Annotated in this window: 8 protein-coding genes and 1 pseudogene; all 9 read right to left on the bottom strand. The window is 70.0% G+C overall.

Going from position 1 to position 6,179, the window contains the following annotated elements; all coding sequences use genetic code 11:
• Positions 1–515, bottom strand: a 515-nt coding sequence (locus tag QQK25_RS21835; RefSeq protein ID WP_284189853.1) for a formyltransferase family protein, incomplete at its 3' end; no start/stop codon positions are given.
• A 68-nt stretch (positions 516–583) separates the two neighbouring features.
• Positions 584–886 (bottom strand): heme-degrading protein HmuQ, encoded by a 303-nt coding sequence (gene hmuQ / locus QQK25_RS21830; RefSeq protein ID WP_284189852.1) that lies wholly within the window; start codon positions 884–886, stop codon positions 584–586.
• Positions 887–917: 31 nt separating this feature from the next.
• On the bottom strand, positions 918–1,964 hold the full coding sequence (gene hypE, locus QQK25_RS21825) for a hydrogenase expression/formation protein HypE (protein WP_284189851.1): 1,047 nt from the start codon (positions 1,962–1,964) through the stop codon (positions 918–920).
• Between the two features lie 146 nt (positions 1,965–2,110).
• On the bottom strand, positions 2,111–2,560 hold the full coding sequence (locus QQK25_RS24425; RefSeq protein ID WP_438696564.1) for a methyl-accepting chemotaxis protein: 450 nt from the start codon (positions 2,558–2,560) through the stop codon (positions 2,111–2,113).
• A 432-nt stretch (positions 2,561–2,992) separates the two neighbouring features.
• Positions 2,993–4,069: pseudogene (locus QQK25_RS21815) on the bottom strand (FIST signal transduction protein); the annotation flags it as partial.
• Positions 4,070–4,299: 230 nt separating this feature from the next.
• Positions 4,300–5,439 carry a hydrogenase formation protein HypD gene (gene hypD / locus QQK25_RS21810; RefSeq protein WP_284189850.1) on the bottom strand — a complete coding sequence of 380 codons (1,140 nt, stop codon included), beginning with the start codon at positions 5,437–5,439 and terminating at the stop codon, positions 4,300–4,302.
• On the bottom strand, positions 5,436–5,672 hold the full coding sequence (locus QQK25_RS21805) for a HypC/HybG/HupF family hydrogenase formation chaperone (protein WP_284189849.1): 237 nt from the start codon (positions 5,670–5,672) through the stop codon (positions 5,436–5,438). Before QQK25_RS21805 ends, hypD begins: the two co-directional genes overlap by 4 nt.
• An 18-nt stretch (positions 5,673–5,690) precedes the next feature.
• Positions 5,691–5,984, bottom strand: a complete 294-nt coding sequence (locus QQK25_RS21800; RefSeq protein WP_284189848.1) for a helix-hairpin-helix domain-containing protein — start codon at positions 5,982–5,984, stop codon at positions 5,691–5,693.
• Positions 5,981–6,179, bottom strand: a 199-nt coding sequence (locus tag QQK25_RS21795) for a Kae1-like domain-containing protein (protein WP_438696563.1), incomplete at its 5' end; no start/stop codon positions are given. The genes QQK25_RS21800 and QQK25_RS21795, both read right to left, overlap by 4 nt.

Genomic DNA, 6,179 nt, shown 5'->3' with positions numbered 1-6,179 from the left:
GTGCCGCGCACGGCGGGGTCGTCGGGCGCCGGGCGCTGCGGTTGCCAACGGCCGGCGCGCCAGTCGTCGAAACGGGCGATGGCCTCGCGCACGGCGGCGAGCGCGGCGTCGGTCACTTCGCTGCGATAGACGCTGGCCTTGGGCGCGGTGCGCATCGGAAAGACGCGGCTCGCCCACACGGGCCCGGCGTCCATTTCGGCTTCGGCCTGGAGCACGGTGACGCCCCACTCCGCCTCGGCGCGCTGGATCGCCCAGTCGAGGGCCGACGGGCCGCGGTCGCCGACGATGCCCGGATGCACGATCAGGCACGGCAGGCGCGACCACACGGTTTCGGGGATCGCGCGCTTGAGGAAGGGCGCCAGCAGCAGGTCCGGCTGGAACAGCGCGACGGCCTCTTCGGTGACCGAGTCGGCGATGTCGAACTCCACCGAGAGCTCGTGGCCGTCCGCCACCAGGGCGTCGAAGAGGCGCTGGGTGAGGCTGTTGAAGCTGTGGCAGAGAACGAGGATGCGCATTCAGGTCAAAGTAAAACCTCCGCCCTTACGGGCGTCGGTGCGAGCACCGTCGGGCGGCCGGGCGGCGCTCACAAGACGGCTTCGAAGCCCTCGAACTGCGGCGGGCCGAGGTAGATGTCGCGGCTGGAGCCGGCGCCGGCGTGGGCCTTGCGGAAGGCTTCGGAGCGCGTCCAGGCCTCGAAGGCGGCGGCGGATTCCCACACCGAGTGGCTGGCGAACAGCGTGAAGGCGTCGGTGGTCGGCCCCTGCAGCAGGTTGAAGGACCGGAAGCCGGGCACCTCGTCCAGGTGGGACTCGCGCTTTCTCCAGATCTCGATGAATTCGGCCTCGCGGCCGGGGGCAATGCGGAAGCGGTTCATGGCGATGAACATGGCAGGCACTCCGGAAAGGGGAAAAACGGGATCAGCAGATGCGCGGCAGCTGCTCGCCGGCCAGCCAGTCCACCATGCGGCGGCCGCCGAAAGCGGTCTTCATCTGCACGAAGCGGTGGTCGTCGGCGATGGCCTCGCCAACCCGCGCGGCGCGGGCACCGAGGGGATGGGCGCGCAGCGCGGCGACCAGCGCGTCGGCTTCATCGGCCGGACACACGGCGATCAGCTTGCCTTCGTTGGCGATGTTGAGGGGGTCGAGGCCGAGGAACTCGCAGGCGGCGGCCACCTGCGGGTCGACGGGAATCGCCGCCTCGTCGAGCACGACGCCGACGCCGGACTGCTGGGCGATCTCGTTGAGGGTCGCCGCCAGCCCGCCACGGGTCGGGTCGCGCAGGAGGCGCAGGCCGGGCGCGGCGGCCATCGCCACGGCGGCGAGGCCGTGCAGCGCGGCGGTGTCGGAACGGATCTCGGAATCGAAGGCGAGGTTCTCGCGCTGGGCCATGATGGCCATGCCGTGGTCGCCGAGGGTGCCGGAGACGATCACCGCGTCGCCGGCCCGGGCGTTGGCGCCGGAGAGGCTGCGGCCCACGGGCAGCGCGCCGATGCCGGTGGTGGTGATGAACACCCCGTCGCCCTTTCCTTTCTCAACCACCTTGGTGTCACCGGTGACCACCGGCACGCCGGCCTCGCGGGCCGCGGCGGCCATGCTGGCGACGATGCGGGCGAGGTCGGCCAGCGGAAAGCCCTCTTCGAGGATGAAGCTGGCGGCCAGATACAGCGGCCGGGCGCCCATCACCGCCACGTCGTTGACGGTGCCGTGCACCGCCAGGCAGCCGATGTCGCCACCGGGAAAGAACAGGGGCGAGACCACGTGGGCGTCGGTGGCCACCACCAGCCGCTCGCCGGGGCCGGGGGCCGGCAGCACGGCGCCGTCGTCGCCCTGGCGCAGCCATTCGTTGTCGAAGGCCTTGCCGAAGACGTCGGAGATGAGCTGGACCATCGCGCGGCCACCGCCGCCGTGGGAAAGATCGACGCTGCCGTGACGCAGGTCGAGGGGTCGGACGTAGTTTTTTTTCATCGCCGGGCCGCCCCAAGATGAAAAAGCGCCCCCTCGGGGGGCCGCGATCCCGCACAGCGGGTGAGAGTGGGGGTACTTTTCATGGGCGCGTGTCGTTTCGGTCGGAGGCCCGGCCGGCCCGGCACGCGCGCACGTGCCGGAGCGGATCAGGCCTGGGTCAGCTGGTTCTCGGTGAGGTGTTTGAGGGTGTCGGCCACCGCCCGGGTGTGGTCGGCGTTGCCGGCGGTCTGGCTGCTGATGGTCTCGATGTCGGTGAGGAGCGACGACAGGCGCGACACGTCGCCGGACTGGCGTTCGATCTCCTGGGCCACGCGGCCGATCTCGCCGGCCAGCGACGAGATGTCGGCGCCGATCTCGCCGGCGCTGGTGCGGGATTTCTCGGCGAGCTTGCGCACCTCGTCCGCCACCACCGCAAAGCCGCGTCCGGCCTCGCCGGCCCGGGCCGCCTCGATGGCGGCATTGAGGGCCAGCAGGTTGGTCTGGTCGGCGATCTGCTGGATCACCTCGACCACGCCCTGGATGCGGCCACTGGCCAGCGCGAGCTGGCGGGCGCTGTCGGCGGCACCGGCGGCCTGGTTGGTGAGGTTGGTGACCATCGTTCCGGCGTCGTGGACGACCCGCCCCTGCTCGTCGATGTGGCCGCCGAGGGCCCCCACCGAGGCGTAGAGGTCGCCGGCGCAGGCTTCGAGCTGGCGGGCGGTGTCGTTGCGCAGGACGTAGGACGACTGGAGGGTCTGCCCCAGGCTGTTGAGGCCACGCACCACCAGGGAGATGTTGTCGTCGAAGCCGGACGGATCGAGCTGGCTGTCGAAGCTTTCGGACTGGTAGTCGGCGATCTGGCGCACGATCACCCGCGACAGGCCGGCAAACTTGTTGCTCTGGCGGCGCAAGAAGAAGGCCTTGAACTCACCGTAGTGGGCGACGAAGTTATCCACGAACTCGTCGCGGAAGGGCGCGCCCTCGGGCACCCGGAAGAAGAACACCGCGGTGAGGGTCTGGTTGAGGTTGAGGCCGAGGATCTCGCCAAAGGTGGAGAAGCCGGCCATCTGGCCGCCGGGCAGCACGTCGCCGAGGCGCGCGAGCTCCTTGTCGTTGTAGAGCCGGCGCAGGATGCAGTCGTTGAGGATGCCGGCCACGGGCAGGCCGGGCTTGCCGTTCATGAAGGCCTTGAAATCCCGCTCGGTGGCCTGGGCGAGGCCGGTGCGGCGGACCAGCAGCAGGTCTTCGCCCGGCGAGATGTCGCAGTAGAAATTGACCCGCCCGGCATCGAGATTGACGTTCACCACCGATCGGACGAACAGCTCGTCGCCCACCTTGATCGCGAAGGAGTAGTCGGCCAGCTTGCTCTCGAGCGCCTGGGGCTGACAGCGGAAGTGCCGGCACAGGGCGTCGATGAAGGACACGATGCTGCCGTCCTCGGCGATCACCTGGCTCACGTAGCGCTGCTCCAGCGACGCGCCGATCACCGGGAAGCGGGCGCCGTCGGGCTCGAAGTTGTGGCTCTTGAGCACGCCGAAGCGGGTGCCCTTGGCCACCTTCAGGAAGGCGATCAGGGCGTGGTTCTCGAGCTTGCGGGTGCCGTCGTGGATCCAGGTGTTCTTGAAATCGAACTTGCCGCCGGCCGAGCCGCCCACGAACAGGCACGGGAAACGCCCGGATTCGTAGAGCGCCTCCATGAAGAAGGATTCGGAGGCCGACAGGCCGTCGAACAGGATGTGGGCGAAGGTGTCCCGGTGGTCGATTTCGATGTCCACCCGCACATCGCGGATGCGCTTGGCGAGGGCCGCGACCCGGTCGCGCACCGGCAGGTCGCGCTGGCCCCGGCGCAGGTCTTCGCTGCCCAGGGGCACTGCGACCACCTGGGCGCGGGCGATCAGGGAGGCGTCAAAGCACTGGATGACCACCCGGTCCCAGCTGTTGCCGGTGGCGCAGTAGAGCGGGCCGCTGCCGCTGCACAGTTCGCCGGCGGTGGAGCACAGCATCACCGGCACACCGGGGAAGCGCCCGCTGACGGCCCGGGCGACGGGCTCGATATCCACGTGGGGCGACACGTAGGCGCTGATGAAAGTGGGCTGGATGGCGACCGCGGCGAGGGTCGATGCCACATCGGCGGCGCGGCACTGCAGGGTGTGCACGCCCGGCTGCGGCGCGGCGCGCAGCTTGCTGAACAGGTTCACTTCAAGTCTCCTTGCGGGCCTCGGAACGGGCCGTGTCCGCGGTGTATCGGCGAAGACTGATGAAGGTTTAGCACCATGAAGGCGAACGTGCTGCCGCGGCAACTGCCGACGTCATGGCCAGACGCGAAGTGAATACCGATGTCCACAGGCATCGGCCGCTAGCCCGCCACCACCGGGATGTCGCGGAAACGCCCGTAGGTGTAGTGGGCGGCGCAGGCGCCCTCGGACGACACCATGCACGAGCCCATCGGCGTCTCGGGGGTGCACACCGTGCCGAAGAGCTTGCAGTCGAGGGGCGTCTTGACGCCGCGCAGGATCGCCCCGCATTCGCACGACTTGTGATCGGGCACCGGCTGGTAGACGAGGCCGAAACGGGCCTCGGCGTCGAAGGCGGCGAAGCGCTCGCGGATGCGCAGGGCCGAGTACGGCACCATGCCCAGCCCGCGCCATTCAAAGGCCTGGCGCAGCTCGAAGACCTCGGACACCAGCGCCTGGGCCTTGAGGTTGCCGTCCTCGGTGACGGCGCGGGTGAACTCGTTCTCCACCTCGGCGCGGCCCTCGTTCACCTGACGCACCAGCATCCGGATGGCCTGCATCACGTCCAGCGGCTCGAAGCCGGCGATCACCACCGGCTTGCGGTATTCCTCGGCGAAGTGGGCGTAGGGCCGGCTGCCGATGATGGTGCTGACGTGGGCCGGGCCGATGAAGCCGTCCAGCGGCACCGTGCCCAGCTCGCGCACCTCGGGCGATTCGAGGATCGCGGTGATCGCCGACGGGGTGAGCACGTGGCAGCTGAGCACAGAGAAGTTCTTGAGCCCGAGCTCGGCCGCCTGGCGGATCACCAGCGCGGTGGGCGGCGTGGTGGTCTCGAAGCCGATGGCGAAGAACACCACCTGGCGATTGGGCTCCCGCTGGGCCAGCGCCAGCGCGTCGGCGGCGGAGTAGATCATCCGGATGTCGGCGCCGCGGGCCCGGGCGCGGAGCATCGACAGCCCTTCGGATGCCGGCACGCGCAGGGTGTCGCCGTAGGTGCACACGGTGACGCCTTCATTCAGGGCCAGCTGGATCGCCTGGTCGATGCGGCCGATGGGCAATACGCACACCGGGCAGCCGGGGCCGTGGATCATCCGCACTTCCGGCGGCAGCAGGTCGGCCACGCCGTAGCGGGAGATGGCGTGGGTGTGGCCGCCGCAGAACTCCATGAAGGCGTAGCGCCGGCCGGGCTCGACCTCGCGGGCGATGGCGGCGGCGAGGCCGCGGGCCACGTCGCCGTCGCGGAACTCATCCACGTACTTCATGCGGCCTCCGCGCCCACGTCGATGCCGGCCTGGGCCATCAGGGCGAGGGTCTGCTCGGCTTCTTCCGGATCGAGCCGGGTGAGCGCGTAGCCCACGTGGACGATCACGTAGTCGCCCACCGCCACGCCGTCGACGAGTTCCAGCGAGATCGTCTTGCGCACGCCGCCAAGATCGACGACGGCCTGGCTGTCGGGAAGGAGTTCGACCACGCGGGTCGGGATGGCGAGGCACATGGTTTCAGTCCTTGGGTTTCAGTCACCACTGCCGAGACGCGCCTTGCGCTCGGCGGTGTAGGCCCACCACGGGCGGGCCGGCTCGCCGCCCATGAAGCGGGTGGCGGCGATGAAGGTGTCGAGGAGGCAAGGGTCGTTGCAGATGCCGCTGACCGCGTTGAACTCGGCGTAGAGCTCGAAGGGATCGCGCCCGGCAAGCTGCGCCGGGGCGTCGATGCCGATGCGGCGCAGGATGTCGGCCACGGCCTTGCCCACGTTGGGCATATCCTCCAGCCGGCGCACGCCGGCCGGGGTCGCATCCAGCTTGCTCACAGCAGCCCCCGGCGGAGTTCTGCCCGCGCCACCCAGGCCTGGCCGAGGGCGATGCCGCCGTCGCCGGGGGGCACGTGCTGGGCTTCGAACACCGCGAGGCCGCGGGTGGCGAGCTTGTGGCGCAGGCCGATGGCGAGCTCGCGGTTGAGCAGGCAGCCGCCAGCCAGGGCCACCCGGCGCAGGCCGGTGGCGAGG

This window comes from Zoogloea oryzae (genome assembly GCF_030161255.1).
GTDB classification, from domain to species: domain Bacteria; phylum Pseudomonadota; class Gammaproteobacteria; order Burkholderiales; family Rhodocyclaceae; genus Zoogloea; species Zoogloea oryzae.
The sequence above is the reverse complement of the archived record's forward strand: the minus strand, read 5'-3'. Positions and strand labels throughout refer to the sequence as shown.